Here is a 23,444-nt window from a genome sequence, read left to right as displayed (position 1 = left end):
GCTCAAAGCCCGGCCTTCAGATCACCGCGCTCGCCCTCGTTTGCTATCCCCGCTTTTTGCATGACGGGTGACCGAAAACTTCCTTTACGGTAAAGTATCTTTTCCATTAAGATAAAGTATGAGTGACAGGCCAGACAGATACGGCGCCGTGCGCCGCGTGGGCAAGGCGCTGCTGCGTCTCATGCAGCAGATCGAGGTGGTTTATGAGCATAGCGCGCAGTCGAGTGAAATGCATTCGACGGACTTTCGGGCGGTTTGCCTGCTGGGGGAATACGAGGCCCCGATGAGCCCGACAGAGATCGGGCATGCGCTCGGGCTGACATCGGGCGCGGTCACCGCCCTGCTTCTGAGACTGGAGACGGCCGGCCTGATCTCGCGCCAGCCGAACCCGAAGGACCGACGCGGCGTACTGATCTCTCTGGATAAAGAGGCCGCCGCGCAGTCCTTGCAGGACTATACCGCGCTGCACGCGCATTATACGCAGATCACGGATGAATTCACCGCGGCGGAGCTGGAGGTGGTGGCACGGTATCTGGAGAATATCCGGCGTGTGACCACAGAGCATCTGGCCCTTTCAGAGGCGGGTCGCGACACGCCGCGCGACACTATCGCAGGTCTGGGATGACGGCCGGCCTGCGTCATCGGCAAGAGACGGGAAACAGGCAGACCGGATCGGGGTCCGTGCCTGTCCAGAAATGAGGGTTTGAATGAAACTGCAACCGAAATGGCTGGCTCTGGGGGTCGTGATCGTGGCTCTGGTGGGCTGGATGGCCTTTCAGGGGCTGGCGACAAACGGGCAGCCGGAGGGGCTCGTGAGCGCCAATGGCCGGCTCGAGGCCGTGGATATCGACATCGCGGCCAAGACCGGCGGGCGGCTGGAGGATGTTCTGGTCTCCGAGGGCGATTTCGTCACCGCGGGCGACGTGCTGGCGCAGATGGACACCACCGAGCTTACCGCGCAGCGCGCCGAGGCCGCCGCGCAGCTTCGCCGGGCAAAAATCTCCGTGGAGACAGCGAAAAGCCTCGTGGCGCAGCGGCAGGCGGAATTCGACGCCGCCGAGGCGACCGTCGAATTGCAGCAGGCCGATCTGGATGCCGCCGCCACGCGCCTGGAACGCTCCGAGCGCCTCGCCGAGAGCAATACCGTCTCGCAGCAGACGCTGGATGACGACCGCGCCGCCGAACGCCGGGCCCGCGCCGCGCTGGCCTCGGCGCAGGCGTCGCGGGCCGCCGCCAAGGTGGCGATCGGCTCTGCCGAGGCGATGATCGTCGATGCGCAGGCCGCGGTCGAGGCGGCGCAGGCCTCGGTCACCCGGATCGAGGTGCAGATCGCAGATGCCACGCTCACCGCGCCGCGCGACGGGCGGGTGCAGTATCGCCTCGCCGAACCCGGCGAGGTGCTGGGCGCCGGCGGGCGGGTGATCAACATGATCGACGTCTCCAATGTCTATATGAGCTTCTTCCTGCCCACCGAAGAGGCCGGCCGCACCGGCATCGGCACCGAGGTCCGGCTGGTCATGGATGCCGCGCCGGAGATCGCCATTCCGGCCAGCGTCTCCTTCGTGTCGGATGTGGCGCAGTTCACCCCGCGCACCGTCGAAACCGAGCAGGAACGGCTGAAACTGACCTTCCGGGTCCGCGCCCGGATCGACCCGGATCTGTTGCAGCGCTATATCACGCAGGTGAAGACCGGCCTGCCCGGCATGGCCTATGTGCGTGTCGATCCCGAGGCAGAGTGGCCTGAGTTTCTTCAGCAGACGCTCGCCGAATGACCACGCCTTCCGCCATCGCAGAAATCCGCGATGTCAGCCTCTCCTACCGCAAGGTGCAGGCGCTCGACAGCGTGTCCACGGATATCCCTTCCGGCCACATGGTCGGGCTGATCGGCCCGGACGGGGTCGGCAAATCCAGCCTGCTGGCGCTGATCTCGGGCGCCCGGACGATGCAGGAGGGCACGCTGACCGTTCTGGGCGGCGACATGCGGTCGGCCCGGCATCGCCAGCAGGTCTGCCCCCGCATCGCCTATATGCCGCAGGGGCTGGGGAAAAACCTCTACGAGACGCTGTCGGTCTTCGAGAACGTGGACTTCTTCGGGCGGCTCTTCAATCAGGACCGCGCCGAGCGTGAGGGCCGGATCGCCGATCTGCTGCGCGCCACCGGGCTGGAGCCGTTTCGCGGCCGCCCGGCGGGCAAGCTCTCGGGTGGGATGAAGCAGAAGCTGGGGCTCTGCTGCGCGCTGATCCACGACCCCGACCTGCTGATCCTCGACGAGCCCACCACCGGCGTCGACCCGCTGTCGCGCCGGCAGTTCTGGGATCTGATCGACCGCATCCGCGCCGGGCGCCCCGGCATGAGCGTGCTGGTGGCGACCGCCTATATGGAAGAGGCGGCGCGCTTCGACTGGCTGATCGCGATGAATGCCGGGCGGGTGCTCGACACCGGTGCGCCCGACGCGCTGATGGCGCGCACACGCACCGATACGCTCGACGCCGCCTTCATCGCGCTTCTGCCCGAGGACGAGCGCGCCGCGCATAAGGAGGTGGTGATCCCGCCGATCCGCGAAGAGGACGGCGATTACGCCATCGAGGCCGAGGGGCTGACCAAGCGTTTCGGCGATTTCACCGCCGTGGACCGGGTGAGTTTCCGCATTCCCCGGGGCGAGATCTTTGGCTTTCTCGGCTCCAACGGCTGCGGCAAGACCACCACGATGAAAATGCTCACCGGGCTGCTGGAGGCAAGCGACGGCACCGCGAAGCTTTTCGGCAAGGAGGTCGACCCGCAGGACATCGCCGTGCGCCGGCGCGTGGGCTATATGAGCCAGGCGTTTTCGCTTTATGGCGAGCTGACCGTGGCGCAGAACCTCGACCTGCATGCACGGCTGTTCAAGATCCCGCTCGAAGACATTCCGGGCCGCATCGACGAGATGGTCGCCCGCTTCGATCTGGGCGAGGTGCTGAATTCCCGCCCCGATGCGCTGCCGCTGGGGCTGCGTCAGCGGCTGTCTCTGGCGGTGGCGATGATCCACGCGCCCGACATCCTGATCCTCGACGAGCCGACCTCCGGCGTCGATCCGGTGGCGCGCGATGCGTTCTGGCAGAGCCTCGCGGACCTGTCGCGCAACGACGGGGTGACGATCTTTGTCTCGACCCATTTCATGAACGAGGCGATGATGTGCGACCGCATCTCGCTGATGCATGCGGGCCGGGTGCTGGTCTCGGACCGCCCGGCGCAGATCGTCGCGGACTCCGGCGCGGAGACGCTGGAAGAGGCGTTCATCGCACATCTGGAAGAGGCCACCGGCGAAACCGTCACCGAAGAGGCGCCCGAGGCAACCCCGGGCGCACCCGCGCCGCATGAGCCGGCTTCCGGCCCCGCGACCTTCGGGCTGCGCCGGATGCTGAGCTATGCGATGCGCGAGGCGATGGAGCTGCGCCGCGATCCGATCCGCGCGGCGCTGGCGGTCTTCGGCTCGCTGCTGCTGATGCTGGTGATCGGCTACGGCATCAACATGGATGTCGAGGATCTGCGCTTTGCCGTGCTCGATTACGACCAGTCCACGGTGAGCCGCGATTACATCGACCAGATTTCCGGCTCGCGCTATTTCGTCGAACAGGATCCGATCACCAGCTACGCCGACATGGACCGGCGCATGCGCGCGGGCCTGCTCGATCTCGCGCTGGAGATCCCGCCCGAATTCGGGCGCGACATGCTGCGGGGCCGCGATGTGGAGGTCGGCGGCTGGATCGACGGATCGAACCCGACGCGGGCGGAAACCGCGATGGGCTATGTGCAGGGCATGCATCAGAGCTGGCTGAGCTCCGGCATGCGCGAGGCCTACGGGCCCGCCGCGGTGGCGGGTGATTTCGGGCTGGAACTGCGCTATCGCTACAATCCCGACATCAAGAGCCTCGTGGCCATGGTGCCGGCGGTGATCCCGATCCTCCTGCTGCTCATTCCCGCCATGCTCTCGGCCCTCTCGGTGGTGCGCGAGCGCGAGCTGGGCTCGATCACCAATTTCTACGTCACTCCGGTGACCCGGCTGGAATTCCTGCTCGGCAAGCAACTGCCCTATACGGTGCTGGCCGTGGTCAATCTGATCCTTCTGACACTGCTGGCGATCTTTCTCTTCCGGGTGCCCTTCACCGGCGATCTGGCCTTCTTCCTTCTGGCGGGCGTGCTCTATGTCTCGGCGGCCACCGCCATGGGGCTGGTGATCTCGGCCTTCGTGAAAAGCCAGCTTGCGGCGGTCTTTGCCACCGCGCTGGGGACGATCCTGCCCGCCGTGCAGTTTTCCGGCATGGTCACGCCCGTCTCCTCGATGGAGGGGCTCAGCGCGCTGATATCCAGCGCCTATCCCACCACCCATTTCATGACCATCTCGCGCGGCGCCTTTTCCAAGGGGCTGGGATTTTCCGAGCTGTCCTCGGCGCTCTGGCCGCTGGCGCTGTCGATCCCGGTGCTGATCGGCCTCGGCGCGCTCTTGATGCGCAAACAGGAGAAGTGAGATGGATCTGGGCAATGTCTTTCATCTCGGGATCAAGGAACTGCGTGGGCTGGCGCGCGATCCGATCATGATGTTCCTGATCCTGTTCTCCTTCACCCTGCAAATCACCTCGTCGGCGAACTCCGCCAGCGAGACACTGAATCACGCCCCCATCGCCATCGTCGATGAGGACCAGTCACCGCTCAGTCTGCGCATCGAGCAGGCGTTTCAGCCGCCGTTTTTCACCGAGCCCCGCCGCATCGGCTGGCACGAGATGGACCGGCGCATGGACGAGGGGCTCGACACCTTCGCGCTGGATATCCCGCCGGATTTCCAGGCCGATCTACTGGCCGGCAAGCGCCCGGAGATTCAGCTCAATGTCGACGCCACTCAGATGGCCCAGGCGTTTTCCGGCGCGGGCTATGTCCAGACCATCGTGTCCGAAGAGGTCTCCGAATTCCTCGACGGCTACCGCGCGGACCCGCAGCCGCCCGTCGATCTGCAACTGCGCGCCCGGTTCAATCCCGAACTCAACGGCGGCTGGTTCCAGGCGGTGATGGGCATCGCCAACAGCGTGACCCTGCTGGCGCTGATCCTCGCCGGCGCGGCGCTGATCCGCGAGCGCGAACACGGCACGATCGAGCATCTTCTGGTGATGCCGGTCACGCCGCTGGAGATCATGATCAGCAAGCTCTGGTCGATGTCGCTCGTGGTGATCCTGGGCACGCTGTTCGCGCTGGTGGTGATGTGCAACATGGTGCTGGGCATCCCGCTACAGGGCTCTCTGGCGCTCTTCATGCTGGGCACGGCGCTGCATCTCTTCGCCACCGCCTCGCTGGGGATCTTTCTGGCAACCTTCGCGCGCTCGATGCCGCAATTCGGCATCATGATGATCCTCGTGTTGCTGCCCTTGCAGGTGCTTTCCGGCGCCCAGACCCCGCGCGAGTCGATGCCGGAGCTGGTGCAGAACATCATGCTCATCGCGCCCAACACCCACTACGTGATTCTGTCGCAATCGGTGCTGTTCCGCGGCGCCGGTCTGGATGTGGTCTGGCCGCAGATGCTGTGGCTCACCGGGATCGCGGCGGTGTTCTTCGTCGTGTCGCTGAGGTCGTTCAGAGGTTTTCTGAACTAGACTGAGCGGCGCAGCGAGCCAGAACCGGCCCGCATTTCGACCGATCACCCAAGCGGTTTCGGTTTGCGCCCCGATGAACTCGCGGCGCGCCGGTCGCGCTGTGACTGGCCTTCGTCGCGCCACCGCGATCCTCGGTTGTTACAGAAAGGTGTCATCTACCGCCAGGCTGGCCCTGACGCTTGGCAGATCGCTGCGGGAGGCGGTGCGCGAGCGTGTGCGGGAAGTGTCGAAGTCTGAACGTGACCTGCAAGCCCGGGTCAGCCAGCCGGCTTCGCCGCCGCCCGGCCGATTTCGGACGTGGCCGTCATTCGGCGACCGCCGGCAGAGGATTTCACCTCCTGCAACAGCCAGTCCCTGAAGATCTTGACCTTGCCCTGTTCCCACGAGCGCTTTCGCCCGATCAGGAAGTACATGCCGTCGCTGGTAATCCGGCGGTGCATGGCGGGGACGAGCAGGCCGGCGGCAAGATCGCCCTGCGCCAGAACCTGGGGCACCAGCGCGATCCCGCGCCCTTCGATCGCGGCCTGCATCGACATGAAGAAATGCCCGTAGGAAAGATCGTGCTGCCGCATGTCGACGTCCCAGCGGATGGCCTTGAAGAAATCGCTCCAGGCATTCGGCCGTGTCGCCATGTTGATCAGGGTCACACCGCTGACCTGTGCTGCGTCGGTCAGCTCGCCATGCCGCTCGATATAGCCCGGTGAGGCCACGGCGATCAGCTCGTCGGGCAGGAGCGGCTCGACCTGAAGCTGTGCCCAGGCCTTGGCCATCACCAGGTCAATGCGCGGCCTGCCTTCGGTCTTCAGCCCGGCCTCGACGGTTCCGACGCGAATGGCTAGGTCGATTTCCTCCTTCTCGAAATCCACGGGCTTGATTGAGTTCACCAGATGAACCTCGATATCCGGATGCTTCTCCGAGAAATCCAGAAGCCGCGGCATGAGCCACTTCACCGAAAATGTCGGCAGAACGGAAATCGTAAGGATCCCGCTGCCCTTGTTGCCCCAGATCCGGTTGGTGGCGCGTTCGATCTGATCCAGCGCATCGCGCAGCGGCGGGAAGAGCAGGGTGCCCTCTTCGGTCAGATCGACGGCGCGGGTCATGCGCTTGAACAGCCGGACGCCGAGATCCTCTTCCAGAGCGCGGATCTGACGGGACACCGCCGCCTGCGTCACGCTCAGCTCATCCGCCGCCGCCGAAAAACTGAGATGCCGTGCAGCCGCTTCGAAGGTCCGAAGCGCATTGAGCGAAGGAAACCGGCGCGCCATCTTGCCCCCAGAGGTGGATAATTCAAAGTAATACACCGTAGCAGGAAAACTCTTTTGCACAAGTCAATCCGATGGTGGCATGATTAACATCCATGCCAGGCCGGGTGCGGATGACCCCTGACGGAACCCTGGCGTCCCACCGTTGTCTGCGACCGTTTCGGGGCGACGCCAAAGAGTTGAGATCCACTGATGAAAATCCAGCCGAACACCAGGTTTCCCTACCGCGCAATCACCGACCGCCCGGATTTCTCCTGGCCCGGGGGCAAGAGGCTCGCCGTCTATACGGCGCTCTGCGTGGAGCACTTTTCCTACGGGACCGGAGGCGGCCTGCCGTATTCGCCGGGGCTGGATCACCCCAACTCCTACAACTGGGGCTGGCGGGAATACGGCAACCGGGTTGGCGGCTGGCGGCTTATGGAGCTCTATGAAGAGTACAAGCTGCCGCTGAGCGTCTTGCTGAACACCGCCTGCTACGATCATTGCCCCGAACTGATCCGGGCCTTTGCGGCGCGGGGCGACGAAATCGTCGCGCATGGCCAGACGAATTCCGAGCATCCCAACCAGTTGACGCCCGCAGACGAGCGCGAAATGATCCGGGAGGTCACCGAGGCGATCAAGAGCAACGGTGGCACCCAGCCCAGGGGCTGGATGAGCCCCGGCGCGCATCCCAGCGCGGTCACCGAGGATCTGCTGGCGGAGTTCGGCTACGAATACTCGCTGGACTGGCCCATCGACGATCAGCCGACATGGATGTCGACAAAGAACGGCCCGCTCCTCAGCGTGCCCTATCCGCATGAGGTCAACGACGTGCCGATGATCGTGCTGCACGATGGCACCGCATCGGCTTTCGCGGATATGTGTATCGACAATGTCGCCGAGATGCTGGAGCAGTCCAAACGCCAGCCGCTGGCTTGCGGCATCACCATCCACTCGTTCATCGTCGGCCAGCCGTTCCGCATCCGCCAGTTCCGGCGCGTTCTCGATTTCCTGAACCAGCATTCCGATGACATCTGGTTTGCCACGGCGGGCGAGATTGCCGACCACTACGCGGGCCTGTTTCCGGCCTCCGGTAACTAGCCGACATAGTTGGGCGGGCGGTCAGGCGATGCACGGAGACACTTTCATGCAGGCGCGCGCCTGCCTTGATCTGAAGCTCGAACGCTTTGGCATGGAGATCGGCCTCGCGGAAAAGGACGCCGCAGCCATGGCGGTGGCGGATCAGTTCCGGCGGCTCGATCCGACCGCCGCGCCCGCTCCGCAAACGGCACCAAACGAAGAGAAGCGGTTTTCCAAGCGGGCCGTTCACGGACTGCTTGCAAAGCCGGTCGCCGCGACCGAGACCTCCGTGGCGCAGGCGCAAGAAGAGTCCGGGTGCTTTCTGAAGATTTTCCCTCCGGCAGAGGCGGGGGACGGTCTGAAGATCGCGATCAAGGATATTTTCCGCTTTGACGATCACTATCCGACCGCGGGGCTGGCGCACGCACCGGATGACCTTGGCCTGCCTCCGTCCCCCCTGATCGCGCGGCTGCGCGCCGCCGGAGGTCATATTGCGGCGACCACCAAGCTTTCCGCCTGGTGCTACCTGCCGCTTGAGCTGAACGACGATGTAGACCCGCCGCGCAATCCGCTCGGTGAAGGGCTCTTGCTGGGCGGGTCTTCCAGCGGCTCTGCGGCGGCGGTTGCGTCCGGGGCCGTTCAGGTCGCCCTCGGCAGCGACACCGGCGGGTCGATCCGCATCCCGGCGGCGTTGTCCGGTGTCTATGGTTTCAAGCCCAGCAAGGGCGCCATTCCCGAGCGAGGGGCCGTGCCGCTGGGCGATACCCAGGACACTATCGGGCTGCTGGCGAACTATCCTTCGGTGCTGCGGTCGGTCTTCGAGGTTCTGACGACACTGCCCGAAGACGGATCGACACTGCCCAGGCCCGTTGCCGGCATCCCCGACGGGCTTTTCAGCCAGGCCAGCCCGCAAGCTCAATTCGGGCGTGACCGCCTGACCAAAGCGCTGAGAGGCCTTGGAATCGAACATCGGGCTGTCGCGGAGCTCGATCTTGAGCGGATGAACGCGGCGGCGGGCCTGATCACCGGCTACGAAGCGGCGCGCTTTCACGGTCCGCGCATGGCGCAGCATCCCGATCAATACCCGGACAGTGTTCGGCGCCGTCTGACAGTCGGTCTGGCGGTGTCCGACCCTGTCTACGGCATTGCGCAGGCGAACCGGTCCGCCTGTCTGGGGCGCGTTCGCCGGGACATCTTCACGGGCTGCGGCTGGATACTGGCGCCGGTGGTCAATCGCCATGGTCTCAAGGTTTCGGAAATGGGCGAAGGCGGGGGTCCGCAAGCAATCGGCAGGCTCTCGCTGGAGCTGTTGTCGCTCAATCGCTGGGTCAACCTGCTGGGTCTGCCCGCGATCAGCATCCCGATCCCCGTCAATGAGGCGGTCCCTGCCGCGGTGCAGATCGTCGGCGCGCCCGGTTCTGACCGGGCATTGCTGACGCTCGCCTGCGCGCTTGACGCCGCGCTGCGTCAATCGCCCGGCCAGTCCTGAACGACGCCCGGGACAGACACGTTCATCCGCCAGATCGCGCCGGAGGGGTGCTGCTCATGAGCGGAAGGCCCGGTTGGCCCGAACGCCGGGTCTTTCGGTTCAATATATGAGAAATAGTTTATCGTACTGTATATTTATAGATCTCATTCGCAATCATGCATAACCTTTTATGCGGGTGTGTCTGTCCGATTGTCGTTTGTCCGGATGCGTGGCCTGCGGCAGTTTGTCCAGAGGCGTAACCCTGATGGCACCGGATGAAAACATGAACCACAGCTCTCAAATCGACCTGCTTCTCGATGACAGCACGAAGGCGGCTGCCGTCCTCATGCTGGACAAAGTGATGGGCGGCAGACGGTGTCGCGCCAACTCTGGCGAGGTGATCGAAGTCGAAAACCCCAGCACCGGAGAGGTGATCGGTGTTGTCGCCAACGAGGGGGCAAATGGTGTCGCGCGGGCCGTCGAGCGGGCAAGCCTGGCGTTGACCGCATGGTCGGCCCTGCTGCCCAGAGAGCGCGGCGCGATCATGATGCGCTGGCACCGGCTCATGCTGGAGAACGCCGACCGTCTCGCGGCACTGCTGACATTGGAGCAGGGAAAGCCTGTCGATGATGCCAGAGGTGAGATCGCTTACGCCGCCAGCTTTGTCGAGTGGTTCGCGGAGGAGGGAAACCGCCTCTACGCCGACACCATTCCCAGCCATCTGCCGGGAAAATCCATGAAAGTGACCCAGCAACCGGTGGGTGTCGTGGGCGCGATCACCCCCTGGAACTTTCCTTCGGCGATGCTGACGCGCAAGGCGGCAGCCGCCATGGCCGCCGGCTGTCCGGTCGTGTCGATCCCGTCCAAGGTGACCCCGTTCTCCGCGCTTGCGCTTGAGATGCTGGCGCATGAGGCCGGGGTGCCCGAGGGGGTGTTCCAGGTCGTGACCGGCCATGCGCGGGAACTGGTGGCCGAGCTGTGCGCGCACACCGCCGTGCGCGCCGTCTCCTATACCGGGTCCACCGAAGTGGGCCGCAATATCATGGAACAATGCGCCGCCACGGTGAAGCGTGTGTCGCTGGAGCTGGGCGGGCACGCGCCCTTCATCGTGTTCGGCGACGCGGATTTCGAGGCCGCGGTGGCGGGCGCGATCGCGGCCAAGTACCAGACCGGCGGGCAGGATTGTCTGGCTGCGAACCGCATCTATGTGGCCCGCAGCCTTTATGACCGCTTCGTCACCCGCTTCACCGAGGAGGCGCAAAAGCTGGTACTCGGCGATGGCTTTGCGGAAGGGGTCGATATCGGCCCGCTGGCCTCTTCGCCGACGCTGCGAAAGTCGATGGAGCATGTCGAGGATGCGGTCTCCAAGGGTGCGCGCCTGATGTGCGGCGGCGACCAGCCCGAGGAGGGGGGTCTTTTCTTCAATCCAACGGTGCTGGCCGATGTCACCCCGGACATGCGCATCACCTGGGAAGAGACCTTTGGCCCCGTCGCTGCCCTGATCCCCTTCGATGACGAGGATGCGGTTGTCGAGGCCGCAAACGACACCGAATACGGCCTCGTGGCCTATGCCTATACCAGCGATGCATCGCGCGCTCAGACACTGCCCTCGCGGCTGGAATACGGCATGGTTGCCGTCAACACGGCCAAGCTGACCGGGGCGCCCATTCCGTTTGGCGGGGTCAAGCAGTCGGGCATCGGTCGCGAGGGCTCGCGCCTCGGCATCCTCGAATACACCGAACCGCAATATGTCTGCATTCAGGCCTGACCATCTTTATGAGGGAACAAAAATCATGACCAAAAAAGTAGCTCAAGCAATGATCGAAGGCCTGCGTGACCGCGGTGTCAAACATGTCTTCGGTGTCCCCAGCGGAGGCTGGGTCGACTTCATGGAAGCCATCCGGAACACCGACGGGATCGACTTTGTTCTGACGGCACATGAAGGCGGTGCGGGCTTCATGGCGGATGTGGCGGGCCGGCTGACCGGCGTGCCGGGTGTCTGTTTCGCGACATTCGGGCCTGGCGCCACCAACCTGGCGACCGGCGTGGGCTCTGCCCAGCTGGACCGCTCGCCGCTGATCGCGCTGACCGATGAAATGTCGGCCACCAACCGCGACCGCGTCGTGCAGATGAATATCGACCATCAGGCACTGATGGCGCCGATCACCAAGATGACCACCCGTCTGACCACGGACAATGTGACGGAGACGCTGGACAAGGCCTTTGAGGTGGCGACCTCGGGCCGTCCCGGCGCGGTGCATATCGGCATGCCGGTCGACCTGACCGGCCAACCCGCGACGCTCACGGAAAGTGCGTCTGACATCACCGCGCGACCGGCGCTTGCATCGACCGCCAGCGTCGAGGCGGCACGGGCCGCATTTGCCGGCGCTCGCAAGCCCGCGATGGTCCTGGGCCTCGGTGCGGTTCGCGCAGGGCTTCAGGCCGATGTGCTGCGGTTCGCCGAGAGGCACGATATTCCCGTGATCCTGACGCCGATGGCCAAGGGCATGATCCCGGAATCCCATCCCTCCTATGCCGGCGTCGTGTTCCACGCCCTGAGCGACAAGGTGGGCGGTATCCACGCTCAGGCAGATCTCATGGTGGCCGTGGGCTATGATCCGGTCGAATTCAATTACGAAAACTGGCTGCACCCGATGACGTTGATCAATATCGACGACGCGGCGCTGGATATCGACAGGTCGGTCTATCAGGACACCCTGCATCTGGGCGGTGACATCGCGTCCAATTTCCGCAGCTTTGCCACGCTCGAAGAGACCGGCAACGACTGGGATATGGCCGATGTCCGTCGGCGCATGGATGAGATCTTTGCGCAGATGCGCCCGAACAATGCAGAGTTCGGTCCCTGCGCCGTGCTGGATACCCTGCGCGATGTCCTGCCGGATGACGGCATCATGAGCTGCGACGTGGGGGCTCATACCCATCTGATCGGTCAGAAGTGGGAAACCCGCGCGCCGATGACGCAGCTCATGACCAACGGCTGGTCGGCGATGGGGTTTGGGCTTCCCGCGGCGATCGCGGCCAAGCTGTGCCGCCCCGAAACGCCGGTCTGTGCGGTGCTGGGCGATGGCGGGTTCCTGATGACCGCCGGCGAGCTCTCGACGGCGGTGCGCGAGAACCTCAACATCGTGATTGTCATTCTGACCGACAACGACCTTGCGCTTATCCGCATCAAGCAACAGCGCAAGGGCAATCCGATCTTCGGCACGCCGGTCCGCGAACGCGAAGGCAATATCGGCGGGGACAACCTCTTTGGCGTGCCGGTGATGCAGGCGCGCGATCCTGAGGAACTGCGGGCGAAGCTGGAAGAAGGCTTCGCCACGGATGGCCCGGTGATCATCGAAGCGCTGGTCAGCAGCGCAGAGTATGACGAGCTGGTCCTGTTCAAGGACAAGTAGATCCCTGTCCGGCCTCAGCGCCAACAGACCCAAGTCTCGATGAGAGGGGTGGACAGGCCGTCCGCCCCTTTCGCATGTGAGGGCGGTCCTGCACTGCGCCCGCCCCGCGATTGCGGTGTATCTCCGCCCGGATTGAAAGCGTGTCTGCATCGGTCAGCGTCGCCGCCCTTGTCTGAGGCGGGCGGGCCTCTCCGCAGCTCTGTCTCGCACCCGCATCGTCGCCGGTATCGGTGCGAGACCCGCCCAACGCCCGGCGCGCAGCGGACCTGGGTAATCACCGTTCCGACATCCGGCCCGAACGCAACCGCGACCGGCTTGCCGGCATTCCTGTTCCTCCGCATCCGGGGCCAGCGACGGTATTGGGGAGGGTCGGGGGCAAGGGCGCCGATTGCGACTTGGTCAGCCGGGGGGGCACCTCTCACGCCGCCTGACATTCAGGAGGTGAGACCTGTCGGTGCGGGGATCGCCCCAAATCCATGGGTCTCCATCCAAGGTCGGGTGTCTTTTCTCGGATGTTGGCGGGGCTGGCGGTCGAGCAGGGCAGGGAGAAAGCGGTCATGACCTGTGCGACCTGGCGGAAGGCGCGTCGTCATGCGGTCGGTCTGAGCGCGGTATGGTCGGACATGCCAGCGGAGGATGACCGCCAGGCGGCATGCCATCTGCGATGGCTGGCGTCGTCCGATCCGTTTTGTCGGCGGCGCAACCGCATCCCGATCATGTTCGGGCGGATCAGGGATCGGCGCTCTGTTGCGACCAGATATGACCGCTGCCCGAGGGCCGTCGTCTCTCGCAATTGCCCACATCTGTTCGCGATGTGATGACAGCGGGAAAGGCCGCGACACGTATTGCCGCGGCCCCCTGGTTCCGAGAGAGGCGGCGAGGCGCTTGGCGCCTCTGCCGCCCCTGTTGGGTGTCCGCCGGATCAGGCGCCGATCACAACCGGGGCCGACAGTCTGCGCAGCGTCGAAATAACGCTGAGCGGCGTGATTTTTCCCGTCTTCGGATTGTCTTCGGTGGGAATGTTCTCGATCTTCAGGGTCAGATCCGCGCTGTCCGACCGGACGGTGATGGTGTGCGTATTGCGCACGACGGTCGGATCGGCCCAGATTTCAAGATGGGTGTTGGCGACACCGGAGCCGGCCAGTCCCAGTGCCACGGCAACATTCAGGTTTGCCGGGAAACCGACGATGGCCTGTTCCGCGGTTCCGTCGAAAACCTTGGTCGGTTCCTTGATCGCCGCCGGGTCAAACCCCTGCGCGACAAGCGCCGGAGCGCCATTGAGACCGATCGGCGGCTTTTGCGTGATCATGTTGACCTCGTAGATCTCGCCCTGTCCGACGGATTGAACCGCGTCCAGCCCAAGCAGCGCACCGGAGGGGACCAGGATCCTGCCGCCATAGTCCCGGGCGAGCTTTTCCAGATGCGGGTTGGACAGCAGCGCCCCGACGCTGATCACGACAACGGTCTTGCCCTGCATCAGCGCGGGCGATGCCACATTGGACAGCAATTCGGCGGGACAGCATTCCACCACAACATCCGCGTCCTGCGCCAGCTCTTCCAGAGCCACGACGTTGTAATGACGGGAAAAGTTCGCGGCGATATGCGCTTCGGCCTTGGCGACATTATGTGCGGAAACCGCAACCAGCTCCAGTCCCTCGATGCCGTCATCGAGGGCTTTGGCGACGAATTTTCCGATGGCGCCAAACCCGCCAACGGCCACTTTGATTGGTTGTTTCTCTTTGGTCATTCTGATCACCACTTGGTTCGCCGGAGCGATTTTCGCCGGTATTCCGGAAGTTTCCGCCAAACCGCCTCGGGTCACCGAGGCGATTGGACGATGGTTTGCCAGGGCGGTGACGCGCAGCCCCGCCCTGGCGATGTGTCAATTCTTCGGGCGCCAGCCTTTGGGTTGCCTGATCTCGGTCAGGTCGATCTCGGCCAGATTTTCGGGATAGACCGCCACGGGCGAAATCGTCCGCACCGCGCCGTGCTCGGCGCTTCCGGAGATCAGCTTGTCCGCGAGATCGACGGATTGCGCCCCGATGGTGACAGGCTTCTGCGCAACGACGTAATCGACGCAGCCCTGTTCCATCAGATCCTGAGCCGCTTCGCCGAGTACGGCAAAGAGCACCTTGATCTCTCCGCATTTCCCGGCCTGCTGAACCGCGCGCGCCGCGCCCACGCCATAGGTGTCATCGGCGGCGTAGAGCATCGACACGTCGGGGAAGCGCTGGATGATGTCATTGGCGGTGGTCAGCGCGGTGGCGACATCCTGCTCCGTGGACAGCGATGCCACGATCTCGATGCCGCTGTCCGCGGTGTTTTCCTTGAAGCAGCGCAGGCGCTCTTCGGCCCAGAAGGCGCCGCCCGGACCGGCCAGAACGCCGATCGTGCCGCCCTCGGGCAGGACCGCTTCTGCACCGTCGGCCATCATCTCGCCCAGGGTGCAATGGCTGGACGACACCGCGCCATCGGGCGGAACGTCGCTTGCGACGATGGGGCTGGACACCCCGATCAGGGGGATACCCGCGCCGCGCGCTTCGCGGGCCACGCCGTTGAACGCGCTGGGGTTGGCGGGGTCCACGAGGATCGCGTCGACCTGCTGCGTGATCAGGTTCTGCACCTGCGAGAGCTGCCGGTCGATGTTGGAATAGCCACCGGCATCGAGCACGACAACCTCATAGCCCAGCTCTTCGGCCTTGGTTTCGACCCCGTAGAGGATGGCCGTGTACCACGGCCCGGCAAGAATGGGCATCGAGACACCCAGTGTCTTTCCGTCTGCCGCGACGGCGCTTGCGGTCATCAGCAGGGCCGCTGCCGTTGCCGAGCCTTTTGCGAGCCATGTCTTTAGGTCTTTTTTCATTGTCGTATTCCCTGTTGCTTTCGGTTTTTTGGATTGGTGCTTCGGGCCCCGGGAGGTGGGCTCAATATCGCCCATCAACGCGGGCGCCTTTCTTCCAGCCGTCTGTACGGTGTGGTGAAGGGCGACCGAGACAGGTTCCGTTGACGCCTGAAACGATCTTGATGCTGTTGGGCATGGTTGCCCCTCCTGTCGGGGATCTTTTGGATTACTTCTGTTTGGACATGGCCTGATCGACAGCCACCGCCGCGATCAGCGCGATGCCGACGATCATCAGCTGGGTGTAGGACGAGACATTCAGCAGATTCAGGCCGTTGGAGAGGATGGACACAAAGGCCACGCCGATGCCGACCCCGATGATCGTCCCCCGGCCGCCAAAGAGCGAGACACCGCCCAGCACGACCGCAGCCACGGATTCCAGCGCCAGGGACGAGCCGAGGGTCGGCTGACCGGACCCGACCCGCGCGGTCAGGATCAGCGATGCAACCGCCGCGCAAATGCCGGAGATGACGTAGGCCCAGGTCTTGGTTTTTCGCACCGGAACGCCGGAAAGCCGCGCCGCTGCCGCATTGCCGCCGACCGCATAGATATTGCGACCGAGCCGGGTGTAGTGGAGCGTGATCGCCGCCGCGATGAACAGCGCCAGCGAGATCAGAAAGGGCACCGGCACACCGAGGAACCGGGAAAAGGCGATATCGGCAAAGCTGCCGGGCATCCCCGTGATCGGAATACCTTTGCTGATGTTCAGCGCGACGCCCTGCGCGATGGACAGCATCGCCAGCGTGGCGATAAAGGCCATCACCCGAAAACGCGTCACGATCACGCCGTTGATCAGGCCGACCAGAGCGCCCGTGACCAGCCCGGCCAGAATACCCACCGGCGCGCCATAGGCCGCCATCGCCATGCTCGCGACGACACTGACCAAAGCCACGATGGATCCGACGGAGAGGTCGAGATCGGCATTCAGAACGACAAATGTCTGCCCGATCGCCACCGCGGCGAGGGCCGCGGCCTGAAGCGCGACATTGCGAAAGTTCTGGGCGGTCAGGAAGACGTCCGAATTCGCCGAGAAGTAGATGATGAGCAGGACAAGGGCCACCGGCATCCCGAGCTCGCGAGCTCGGTTCATCAGGGAGTCCTTGAGTTTTGAACGGGTGTTGAGCGCGGAGGGCGCGTTTGCTGTCTCTTGCGTCATTGGCTGGCTCCTTGATGTCTAGGGCGTTCTTGGGCGTCAGGCCGGCGTTCCGTGGCCGGTCGCATGGCCCGCGAAGGCCGCTTGCAGGATGTCTTGCTCGTCGAACGCATCGCGTGTGAATTCCCGGATGATCCGGCCCGCCGACATCGTGACGATGCGGTGGCACACATTCAGGAGTTCCGGCAGTTCGGAGGACACGACCACGATGGCGGCGCCGTCTTCGGCGGCCTCGTGGATGAGTTGATAGATCTCTGCCTTTGCGCCGACATCCACACCGCGGGTCGGTTCATCCAGTATGAGCAGATCCGCGCCCGACAGGATCAGTTTCCCGATTGCGATCTTTTGCTGGTTGCCGCCGGAATAGGTCGAGGTGTCATTGGAGAGCTGCCCGCGAAACCGCATCCGCGTCGCGATTTCCTCTGCCACGGACCGGACCTTTCTCCAGTTGACGAAACCGGAGGGAAAGATCCGCGGCATGGCCGACATCACCACATTTTCGTATCCGGACATGGACAGCACCACGCCCGAGCCCTTGCGATCCTCGGACAGGTAGGAAATGCCCGCCTCGATGGCGTGGCGCGGATTGCGCGCCCGGAAGTGAACGCCGTTCTTGACGATAGTGCCGCTGTCGAGTGGATCCGCACCGATGATGGTCCGCATGACCTCGGTCCGGCCGGCGCCGACCAGCCCGCTGAAGCCCAGGATCTCGCCGGAGCGCACCTCGAAAGAGACGTCTTCAAAGACCCCCGCCCGGGTGAGGCCTTCGGCGCGGAAATGGACGCCGCCGATGTTCGTATTGACCTGCGGAAACAGTTTTTCGAGCACCCCGCCGACCATCATGCTGACAAGCTCGTTGGTGTCGCGCACATCGCGGCGGTCGCGAACGTCGATCCGTTCCCCGTTGCGAAGGCAGGTGATCCGGTCGGACACCTCCAGAACCTCGTCGAGGCGGTGAGAGACGAAGATCATGCTGTGCCCGGCATCGCGCAACTGCTTCATGATGCCCAAAAGCTGTGCAGCTTCGACGTCGGACAGCGACGCCGTCGGCTCGTCGAGGATCAGCACGGGCGGGTCCAGGGTCAGCCCGCGCGCGATCTCGACAAGCTGCATTTCACCGGTGGAGAGGGTCTCGGCCCTGGCGTCCGGATCCAGGTCGATCCCCATCCGGTCAAAGATGCGCAGGGCAATCTGGCGCGCCGTTTTTCTTGAGTAGACGGACTTCAGCGGCCCGGCCATCGGCAGCTTTCCAAGCACGACGTTTTCCGCGACCGTCAGGCTGGGAATGATCGTAAGCTCCTGGAAAACGGTAACGATTCCGGCGTCTCTCGCATCCTGCGGCGAGGTGAATTTCGCAAGCGACCCGCCGACTCTGATCTGGCCCGCGCTGGGCATGGTGTCGCCGGACAGGATCTTGATCAGAGAGGATTTTCCGGCCCCGTTTTCTCCGATCAGGGCGTGGATCTCTCCCCTGGCCAGATCGAAATCGACACCGGAAAGCGCCACCGCACCGGGGTAGATCTTGTCTATCCCGGTCAGCGAAATAAGCGCCTCTTTTCCGCAGGCTTCCGCCATTTCCGTCTCCCCGTGTTTCTCTGTTTTCCTTAGTAGGCCGCCCATCCCGCCGTGAAACAACCGACTAATGCAGCTTGGATGGTGTACATTTTGTTATGTGTCCGGGCCGGGCGTCTTGCCCTGATCGAAGCCGGGCAGCGGGCATCGCCCAAGGGAGCGCGCATCCGGCGCATTTCACCTTCCCAAGAATCAGGTCGCGCTCAGCGGAGGCCGGGCGGTGGCAGGGGCGGGTGCCATGAGTTTTGGCCGTGCGTCAGAAGAAGAAAAAATTATGCGCAGCCGGAAATTGGCAGGATATCCGCACGGCAGGTGGTCCGGACTGTCGAAAGGCTGTTGATGGACGGCGCGCCTTGTGACGCAACTTCGGTGTCTTGCGCCACCCCGGGCAAGCTGAAGACAACGGAGACGGCACGAATGGCACGCAATTACCGCGAGGAAACAGACAACATCGGCACATGGACGGTGCCCGCTGATGCGCTCTATGGCATTCAGACCGCCCGCGCGCTGGACAATTTCAACCTCTCGGACGTCCATCTGAAGGACTTTCCCGAAATCGTCGTGTCGCTCGCCATGGTGAAAAAGGCCGCCGCGCTCGCCAATGCCGAGCTGGGGGCGATTTCCGCCCGGGCATCGGCGGCGATCGTTGCCGCCTGTGACGAGATCATCGAGGGCAAGCATCACGATGCGTTTGCCGTGGATGTCATTCAGGGCGGTGCGGGCACCTCCACCAACATGAATGCCAATGAGGTCATCGCCAATCTCGCCTCGCTGAAACTGGGCAGGAGGCTCGGGGATCACAGCGAGATTCACCCCAATGACACGGTGAACCGCTCGCAATCCACCAATGACGTCTATCCCACCGCCATGCGGCTGGCGGTGATGAGCAAATGCGCCGCGCTGGTGGAGGCGCTTGAGGGTGTGTGCCGGTCTTTCGATCTCAAGGCGAGGGAGTTTGCCGATATTCAGAAAGTCGGGCGTACCCAGCTTCAGGATGCCGTTCCGATTTCCCTAGGCGAAGAGTTCGCGGCCTTTTCGGACGCCATCCAGAACGACATCCGGCGGCTGTTGCAGATTTCCGAAGTGCTGAGAGAGGTGAACCTGGGCGGCACGGCAGTGGGAACCGGGGTGAACGCCCCCGGGGGGTATCAGGAACTGGCGGTCGCTCGCCTTTCGGAGATTTTCGGAACGCCGCTGACGCCGCACAGGAATCTTCTGGCGGCGTCTTACGATCAAAGCGCCTTTGTCACCTATTCGGGCATCCTGAAGCGGGTCGCGGTGAAGCTGTCAAAAATCAGCAATGACCTGCGGCTGCTCAGCAGCGGCCCGCTTGCCGGTATCGGCGAAATCCGTCTGCCGCCGGTTCAGGCGGGCTCCTCCATCATGCCGGGCAAGGTGAACCCGGTCATCCCCGAGGCGGTGAACCAGGTCGCCTATGAGGTCATTGGCCGGGATGTCACCGTGACGATGGCCGCCGAAGCGGGGCAGTTGCAACTGAATGCCATGGAGCCGGTGATCTTTTACAGCATCCTCAATTCCACACGGTTGCTGACCCGCGCGGCCAACATGCTGAATGAAAAATGCGTCGCGGGCATAGAGGCCGACGAGGCACGCTGCGCCGAGCTGCTGAACAAGAGCTTTGCGATGGCCGCCTCGCTGGTGCCGGTCATCGGCTACGAGAAAGCCGCCTTTGCCGCCAAGCTGGCGCTGAAACAGGGTATTTCCCTGAGGGAGGCGATTATGCGCGAGGGGTTTCTGGATGCCGCGGAGCTTGAGCGCCACCTGCCGGCCCAGATCGGCCTGTCGGGGTTTCAGCCGCGCGACCGGGTGCGCTCTTGAGCGTCGACCGACGGCCATCGGCAGAGGACTGGGCCTCTCGCAACAACCGCCCTTTGAAGATGTTGGGCTTGTTCCGCTCCCGGGAACGTTCGCGTGCGATCAGCTAGAGACCGTTGCCCGTAATCCGGCGGTGCAGGGCGGGGGCAAGCAAACCAGCGGGACGAGAGGAACTCGCGGGAGTTCGGGGCAGGCGTTAAGCTTCAGGTCATTTTGACAAATGGCGGAGCCAAAGGGGCTGAGCTACTCCCCGATCGTTGGACAGGATCTGGCGTAATTTAAGCTACTCGTTGCACCTGCTGATCGGGTTGGTTGATATCATTTCTCTGCCAGTAGACCCGCGCCGGTGGCTTGCCGCCGAGTGCTGAGTGCGGGCCCTGGTGGTTGTGGAAAGTCATCCATGTTCGGATGGCCGCCTTCGTTTCCGATCCTGTCTCCCAGGCATGCAGGTAGGCGCACTCGTATTTCAGGGTGCGCCCAGCCTCTCGATGAAGATGTTGTCCACTGCCTTGCAGTGGTTTGCCTGCAAACCATGAGAGGGGAGGAACCGGCCTTTCCAATCCATCGAAATGCGCACGCCGGATCGGCGGAGCCGGTCCGTCCAGGCGAAGGACGTGAACCGGGATCCTTGATCTGTATTCATGATCTCTGGCGGCCCGAACTTGTGGATGGTCTCGGTCAGCGCCTCGACACAGAAGTCGGCCTCCAGCGTGTTCGAGATCCGCCAGGACAGAACCTTGCGGGTATGCCAGTCCATGATCGCCACCAAGTAGAGGAACCCGCGCCGCATGGGCAGATAGGTGATGTCCGAGCACCAGACCTGGTTCGGGCGATCCACCCGCAGACCTCGTAGCAGGTAGGGATAGGTCTTGTGCCCCTTCGCCGGCCTGCTCGTGTTGGGCTTCTGGTAAATCGGCATGAGCCCCATCAGGCGCATCAGTCGCCGTATTCGCTTCTCGTTCACAAGGTGTCCGTCGTTACGCAGATGCCAGGTCATCTGCCGAACGCCGAAGAACGGGGTCTCCAGGAACTGCTCGTCGATCTGCCGCATCAGGCCGAGGTTCTGATCAGACTCGCCCTTGGGGGTGTAGTAGAAAGACGAGCGCGCGATCGACAACAGCTTACACTGCTGGCCGATCGACAAGTCCGGGTGGTCAGGCTCGATCATGCCGTGCCTCACTTACCGCCCCAGGGCTTCAGCTTTCGTTCCAAAAGAGAGTTGGCCACCGCCAGCTCCCTGATCTTGGCATGGAGCTCCTTCACCTGCTCCTCGTCGATCTCCGGCTTCTTGCGGCCCCCGCGCTCGAACACGCCGGACGCGCCTTCGAGCAGGGCCCGCTTCCATTGATGGATCATCGTCGCCTCTCGGTGTTTGCATGCAAACACCTGCCGGTCCTAGATGCACCCCGAACCGGCTTGCCAGCTCGGCGGCGTTGTTCGGGCTTACGCCGCGCCACTGGCGCGACGGTCCCTCCAACCCTCGCCCTTCAGGGCTTCCAGCGCGACCTTCGCCTTGAACTCAGGCGCGTGCTTCTTGCGTTTCGACATCTCTGATCTCCTTCTCGTCAAAGATCAGCTGACTGCAAATCGTAGCTTATGTCAGTGTCCGAATTTCGGGGGAGCCCATGCCTTCGATCCATCCCCGAGGGTGCGTTCTCTGATGCTCGCCATCTCGTATGCCTCCGCCAAAATTTGTATGACTGAGAGTCGTACGGTGTGCCTAGATGGGGTAAATGGGGCAGAATGCGCCGAAGTGGTATGACTCGATGACTCTGGAAAGTTCAGAAAAATCAAATGCATCAGCGGCCTCTCGGCTGTCTGTTGCCCCCATGATGGATTGGAGCAACGCTTCGTAGGTCATTGATCTTAATTGAATAATACGCCTCGCAGAGTCAAGTAGCAGAAAAATAGCAACAACATTTGGCCGTCGTCGGCGATCGTCGTTGATCGAGAAATGCCGACACATCATGTCGCGCGCGGGACCCGACCGAGGGAAAAGGTTCTCGGTCTCGTCGATGCCCGATCTGGCCAAGCTCCATTGCATGGAGCAAGAGGAGCGACATGCGCTCCATACAGGATACCCGCCCGATCGCTTGGGCTGGTCCCAGAGTGCCTTGCGGGCTGCCAACCGCGACCTGCCGCACCTGCGCATTTACGCGCAGGCGCATGTCGGCCCGCCGAACCGCATCGCGTTCGTCGTGGTTCACGGGGTCGACGAGGACCGCGACCGGCGCCGCCGGGTCCGCGCCGAGGCAAGCGATCTCCTGGAGCGCCTCGGCTACGCGGTTGAGCTTGAGCCCGAGCGCGACGTCTACGAGGTGGCGCCGCGCCGGCCCGTCTCCGCCCACGACGAACTGCAGATGCTCTAAGCCATACGGAGGGCCTGCGGCGCTTCCGGGCTGGAACGCTAAACCGCCGGGCCGGGTGCATTTTCTTCTTCGCCAGTCCGGCGGCCGGACAAAATCCCCTCCGAACGGAGCGACAGACGGAGACCCGGACCCCTCATTCAAGACCTTGCGACCCCTTCTTGACGGCCGCAGCGGTAACCCTCGCCGTCGTTTCCGACGCGGCCCTCGGGCGGAATGCCCCGGACACATCGCTACGGAGGTTCGCATGAACTCGATCGTCCTAACCCATGTCGCCGCGCCTGCGCCCGACGTCTCCCACCTCGAAATCGCTCTCGATCGCCTGGGCGCCTGGCTCGATTCGGAGCGCGAGACTGTCCGGGCGATGGCGCGCCGCTGGTTCCGCGTCGCAAGCTCGAGCAGGGAGCCGACGACCGCCGCCTCGACGCTTCGCGCGATCCCGACCTCGCCGATGCCGCTGATCGTGCCGCCGAGGCTCGGGTTGGGGCCAAGCGCGACCTCCCAGAGGTCGGTCGCGGCAAGGCCGAGATCGGCAAAGGCGGCCTGAAGCGCGCGGTTGTTGATCAGGGCGACCTGGACGGCGGTTTCGGGACCGATCGTCTTGCCGTGGATCAGCGCCCTGACGCGCTCCTCGATCTCGGCGCTGCTCTGGGCCCAGGTCGGGCTTGACCCGGTAGCTGCGCGCGCGGTCGTATCCACCATCACGAAGCCCGGACGAGGGCCGGCGGCCTCGGAAACGGTGGCGGTGTCGGCGCAGGCGGCGAGCAGCGCGGGGACCGCAAGAACGGTCATGCC

At 63.8% G+C, this 23,444-nt stretch carries 15 protein-coding genes and 1 pseudogene; 9 read left to right on the top strand and 7 right to left on the bottom strand.

Features of this window, described 5'->3' with window-relative positions; genetic code table 11:
• The first annotated feature begins 118 nt into the window (after window positions 1-118).
• The 4 genes from Ga0080574_RS04280 to Ga0080574_RS04265 all read left to right on the top strand — a co-directional run bounded on the left by Ga0080574_RS04280 (window position 119) and on the right by Ga0080574_RS04265 (window position 5,618).
• A complete protein-coding gene (locus Ga0080574_RS04280; RefSeq protein WP_083716765.1) occupies window positions 119-625 on the top strand; it encodes a MarR family winged helix-turn-helix transcriptional regulator in 507 nt (168 codons plus the stop codon).
• A gap of 82 nt (window positions 626-707) precedes the next feature.
• On the top strand, window positions 708-1,772 hold the full coding sequence (locus Ga0080574_RS04275; RefSeq protein ID WP_076695460.1) for an HlyD family secretion protein: 1,065 nt from the start codon (window positions 708-710) through the stop codon (window positions 1,770-1,772).
• Window positions 1,769-4,504 carry a ribosome-associated ATPase/putative transporter RbbA gene (rbbA, locus tag Ga0080574_RS04270; RefSeq protein ID WP_076695458.1) on the top strand — a complete coding sequence of 912 codons (2,736 nt, stop codon included), beginning with the start codon at window positions 1,769-1,771 and terminating at the stop codon, window positions 4,502-4,504. Before Ga0080574_RS04275 ends, rbbA begins: the two co-directional genes overlap by 4 nt.
• Before the next feature lies 1 nt (window position 4,505).
• The gene (locus Ga0080574_RS04265) at window positions 4,506-5,618 is read left to right on the top strand and encodes an ABC transporter permease (protein ID WP_076695456.1); all 1,113 of its coding nucleotides are present in this window, start codon (window positions 4,506-4,508) and stop codon (window positions 5,616-5,618) included.
• Between the two features lie 257 nt (window positions 5,619-5,875).
• Here the strand turns inward: Ga0080574_RS04265 and gcvA are convergent, their stop codons facing one another.
• The gene (gcvA, locus tag Ga0080574_RS04260; RefSeq protein ID WP_156876277.1) at window positions 5,876-6,883 is read right to left on the bottom strand and encodes a transcriptional regulator GcvA; all 1,008 of its coding nucleotides are present in this window, start codon (window positions 6,881-6,883) and stop codon (window positions 5,876-5,878) included.
• 189 nt (window positions 6,884-7,072) lie between these two features.
• Here gcvA and Ga0080574_RS04255 point away from each other — a divergent pair, with 189 nt between their 5' ends.
• The 4 genes from Ga0080574_RS04255 (at window position 7,073) to Ga0080574_RS04240 (ending at window position 12,823) form a co-directional block, all read left to right on the top strand.
• A complete protein-coding gene (locus Ga0080574_RS04255; RefSeq protein ID WP_076695452.1) occupies window positions 7,073-7,960 on the top strand; it encodes a polysaccharide deacetylase family protein in 888 nt (295 codons plus the stop codon).
• A gap of 46 nt (window positions 7,961-8,006) precedes the next feature.
• Complete coding sequence (locus tag Ga0080574_RS04250; protein ID WP_076695450.1) at window positions 8,007-9,428, top strand: amidase family protein; 1,422 nt, start codon at window positions 8,007-8,009, stop codon at window positions 9,426-9,428.
• A gap of 262 nt (window positions 9,429-9,690) precedes the next feature.
• Entirely contained in the window at window positions 9,691-11,175 is a 1,485-nt protein-coding gene (locus Ga0080574_RS04245) for an NAD-dependent succinate-semialdehyde dehydrogenase (protein ID WP_076705664.1), read from the top strand.
• A gap of 25 nt (window positions 11,176-11,200) precedes the next feature.
• Window positions 11,201-12,823: a thiamine pyrophosphate-binding protein gene (locus Ga0080574_RS04240; protein ID WP_076695448.1), complete on the top strand. Its 1,623-nt coding sequence runs from the start codon at window positions 11,201-11,203 to the stop codon at window positions 12,821-12,823.
• A gap of 922 nt (window positions 12,824-13,745) precedes the next feature.
• Here Ga0080574_RS04240 and Ga0080574_RS04230 read toward each other — a convergent pair.
• The 4 genes from Ga0080574_RS04230 to Ga0080574_RS04215 form a co-directional block, all read right to left on the bottom strand.
• Entirely contained in the window at window positions 13,746-14,570 is an 825-nt protein-coding gene (locus tag Ga0080574_RS04230; RefSeq protein WP_076695444.1) for an aspartate dehydrogenase, read from the bottom strand.
• A 135-nt stretch (window positions 14,571-14,705) separates the two neighbouring features.
• Window positions 14,706-15,686, bottom strand: a complete 981-nt coding sequence (locus Ga0080574_RS04225; protein ID WP_076695442.1) for a sugar ABC transporter substrate-binding protein — start codon at window positions 15,684-15,686, stop codon at window positions 14,706-14,708.
• A gap of 205 nt (window positions 15,687-15,891) precedes the next feature.
• Window positions 15,892-16,812, bottom strand: a complete 921-nt coding sequence (locus tag Ga0080574_RS04220; RefSeq protein ID WP_198039770.1) for an ABC transporter permease — start codon at window positions 16,810-16,812, stop codon at window positions 15,892-15,894.
• 102 nt (window positions 16,813-16,914) lie between these two features.
• Entirely contained in the window at window positions 16,915-18,450 is a 1,536-nt protein-coding gene (locus Ga0080574_RS04215) for a sugar ABC transporter ATP-binding protein (RefSeq protein ID WP_076695438.1), read from the bottom strand.
• Between the two features lie 414 nt (window positions 18,451-18,864).
• Between Ga0080574_RS04215 and Ga0080574_RS04210 the strand changes: the two genes are divergently transcribed.
• Complete coding sequence (locus tag Ga0080574_RS04210) at window positions 18,865-20,286, top strand: aspartate ammonia-lyase (RefSeq protein ID WP_076695436.1); 1,422 nt, start codon at window positions 18,865-18,867, stop codon at window positions 20,284-20,286.
• A gap of 275 nt (window positions 20,287-20,561) precedes the next feature.
• Here the strand turns inward: Ga0080574_RS04210 and Ga0080574_RS26905 are convergent.
• Both Ga0080574_RS26905 and Ga0080574_RS25785 read right to left on the bottom strand, forming a co-directional pair.
• Window positions 20,562-21,831: pseudogene (locus Ga0080574_RS26905) on the bottom strand (IS3 family transposase).
• A gap of 344 nt (window positions 21,832-22,175) precedes the next feature.
• Entirely contained in the window at window positions 22,176-23,441 is a 1,266-nt protein-coding gene (locus Ga0080574_RS25785) for a hypothetical protein (protein WP_156876272.1), read from the bottom strand.
• Window positions 23,442-23,444 lie beyond the last annotated feature (3 nt).

It is taken from the genome of Salipiger abyssi (assembly GCF_001975705.1).
Classification (GTDB): domain Bacteria; phylum Pseudomonadota; class Alphaproteobacteria; order Rhodobacterales; family Rhodobacteraceae; genus Salipiger; species Salipiger abyssi.
Note: the sequence above shows the minus strand (reverse complement) of the source record. Positions and strands in the feature narration are given on the sequence as shown.

Coding starts and splice junctions, on each gene's coding strand:
- gcvA (WP_156876277.1), bottom strand. CDS start 6,883: ATGGCGCGCCGGTTTCCTTCGCTCAATGCGCTTCGGACCTTCGAAGCG.
- Ga0080574_RS04280 (WP_083716765.1), top strand. CDS start 119: ATGAGTGACAGGCCAGACAGATACGGCGCCGTGCGCCGCGTGGGCAAG.
- Ga0080574_RS04210 (WP_076695436.1), top strand. CDS start 18,865: ATGGCACGCAATTACCGCGAGGAAACAGACAACATCGGCACATGGACG.
- Ga0080574_RS04250 (WP_076695450.1), top strand. CDS start 8,007: ATGCAGGCGCGCGCCTGCCTTGATCTGAAGCTCGAACGCTTTGGCATG.
- Ga0080574_RS04255 (WP_076695452.1), top strand. CDS start 7,073: ATGAAAATCCAGCCGAACACCAGGTTTCCCTACCGCGCAATCACCGAC.
- rbbA (WP_076695458.1), top strand. CDS start 1,769: ATGACCACGCCTTCCGCCATCGCAGAAATCCGCGATGTCAGCCTCTCC.
- Ga0080574_RS04275 (WP_076695460.1), top strand. CDS start 708: ATGAAACTGCAACCGAAATGGCTGGCTCTGGGGGTCGTGATCGTGGCT.
- Ga0080574_RS04220 (WP_198039770.1), bottom strand. CDS start 16,812: ATGAACCGAGCTCGCGAGCTCGGGATGCCGGTGGCCCTTGTCCTGCTC.
- Ga0080574_RS04240 (WP_076695448.1), top strand. CDS start 11,201: ATGACCAAAAAAGTAGCTCAAGCAATGATCGAAGGCCTGCGTGACCGC.
- Ga0080574_RS25785 (WP_156876272.1), bottom strand. CDS start 23,441: ATGACCGTTCTTGCGGTCCCCGCGCTGCTCGCCGCCTGCGCCGACACC.
- Ga0080574_RS04245 (WP_076705664.1), top strand. CDS start 9,691: ATGAACCACAGCTCTCAAATCGACCTGCTTCTCGATGACAGCACGAAG.
- Ga0080574_RS04265 (WP_076695456.1), top strand. CDS start 4,506: ATGGATCTGGGCAATGTCTTTCATCTCGGGATCAAGGAACTGCGTGGG.
- Ga0080574_RS04230 (WP_076695444.1), bottom strand. CDS start 14,570: ATGACCAAAGAGAAACAACCAATCAAAGTGGCCGTTGGCGGGTTTGGC.
- Ga0080574_RS04225 (WP_076695442.1), bottom strand. CDS start 15,686: ATGAAAAAAGACCTAAAGACATGGCTCGCAAAAGGCTCGGCAACGGCA.
- Ga0080574_RS04215 (WP_076695438.1), bottom strand. CDS start 18,450: ATGGCGGAAGCCTGCGGAAAAGAGGCGCTTATTTCGCTGACCGGGATA.